The organism is Streptomyces sp. NPDC054840 (assembly GCF_053611065.1).
In genome coordinates this window covers 1-1,498 of the sequence record NZ_JBSGZP010001085.1, presented here as the reverse complement: position 1 = coordinate 1,498, position 1,498 = coordinate 1, and the positions used below count along the sequence as shown (strand labels likewise).

General features: G+C 65.6%; 1 protein-coding gene. It reads left to right on the top strand.

Going from position 1 to position 1,498, the window contains the following annotated elements; genetic code table 11:
* Positions 1-192 precede the first annotated feature (192 nt).
* Positions 193-1,479, top strand: coding sequence for an ATP-dependent Clp protease ATP-binding subunit ClpX (gene clpX / locus ACWGIU_RS37730; protein WP_301371147.1), 1,287 nt, complete (start codon positions 193-195; stop codon positions 1,477-1,479).
* Positions 1,480-1,498 lie beyond the last annotated feature (19 nt).

The window sequence follows — 1,498 nt, the reverse complement described above, 5'->3', positions numbered from 1 at the left end:
CACTATATCAACACAACCCTTATGCACAGCTGGGCTTTATCAGTCCCACTGGTGGGGTTGTGCCGGGCGGTGTTTTTGCTTTTTAACACCAGGAGGGGGGGCCCCCGCCCGGCCCCCCCGGCAAGGTACCGTCGGATATGAGGCACCAGGAGCGCTGAACCAGGCGTCTCCCAGGCGAAGGGGAAGCACCTCGTGGCACGCATCGGTGACGGCGGCGATCTGCTCAAGTGCTCGTTCTGCGGAAAGAGCCAGAAGCAGGTGAAGAAGCTCATCGCAGGACCCGGTGTTTACATCTGCGACGAGTGCATCGACCTCTGCAACGAGATCATCGAAGAGGAGCTCGCGGAGACCTCCGAGGTCCGGTGGGAGGAACTCCCCAAGCCCCGTGAGATCTACGAGTTCCTGGAGAGCTACGTCGTCGGCCAGGAGCCGGCGAAGAAGGCGCTCTCGGTAGCGGTCTACAACCACTACAAGCGGGTGCAGGCCGGCGAGAACGGCGGCGCGCAGGGCCGCGACGACGCGATCGAGCTCGCCAAGTCCAACATCCTGCTGCTGGGCCCCACGGGCTCGGGCAAGACGCTGCTGGCGCAGACCCTCGCCCGCATGCTGAACGTCCCCTTCGCCATCGCCGACGCGACGGCGCTGACGGAGGCCGGGTATGTCGGCGAGGACGTCGAGAACATCCTGCTGAAGCTGATCCAGGCGGCCGACTACGACGTCAAGAAGGCCGAGACCGGGATCATCTACATCGACGAGATCGACAAGGTGGCCCGCAAGAGCGAGAACCCGTCGATCACGCGCGACGTGAGCGGTGAGGGCGTACAGCAGGCCCTCCTGAAGATCCTGGAAGGCACGACGGCCTCCGTACCGCCGCAGGGCGGCCGGAAGCATCCGCACCAGGAGTTCATCCAGATCGACACGACGAACGTGCTCTTCATCGTGGGCGGCGCCTTCGCCGGCCTGGAGAAGATCATCGAGTCGCGCGCGGGTGCCAAGGGCATCGGCTTCGGGGCCACGATCCGCTCGAAGCGCGAGATCGAGGCCAGCGACCAGTTCCAGGAGGTCATGCCGGAGGACCTGGTGAAGTTCGGGATGATCCCCGAGTTCATCGGCCGCCTCCCCGTGCTGACCTCCGTGCACAACCTGGACCGCGAGGCCCTGCTCCAGATCCTGATCGAGCCGCGCAACGCGCTGGTGAAGCAGTACCAGCGGCTGTTCGAACTCGACGGTGTGGAGCTGGACTTCGAGCGCGAGGCGCTGGAGGCCATCGCGGACCAGGCGATCCTCCGCCAGACGGGCGCGCGCGGCCTGCGCGCCATCATGGAAGAGGTCCTGATGTCGGTGATGTACGAGGTCCCGTCCCGCAAGGACGTGGCCCGCGTGGTCATCACCTCGGACGTGGTCCGCTCCAACGTCAACCCGACGCTGGTCCCCCGGATCGTCCCGAAGGACCAGGGCCCGCACGAGAAGTCGGCGTAGCCGCACAGCTGTACGCAGA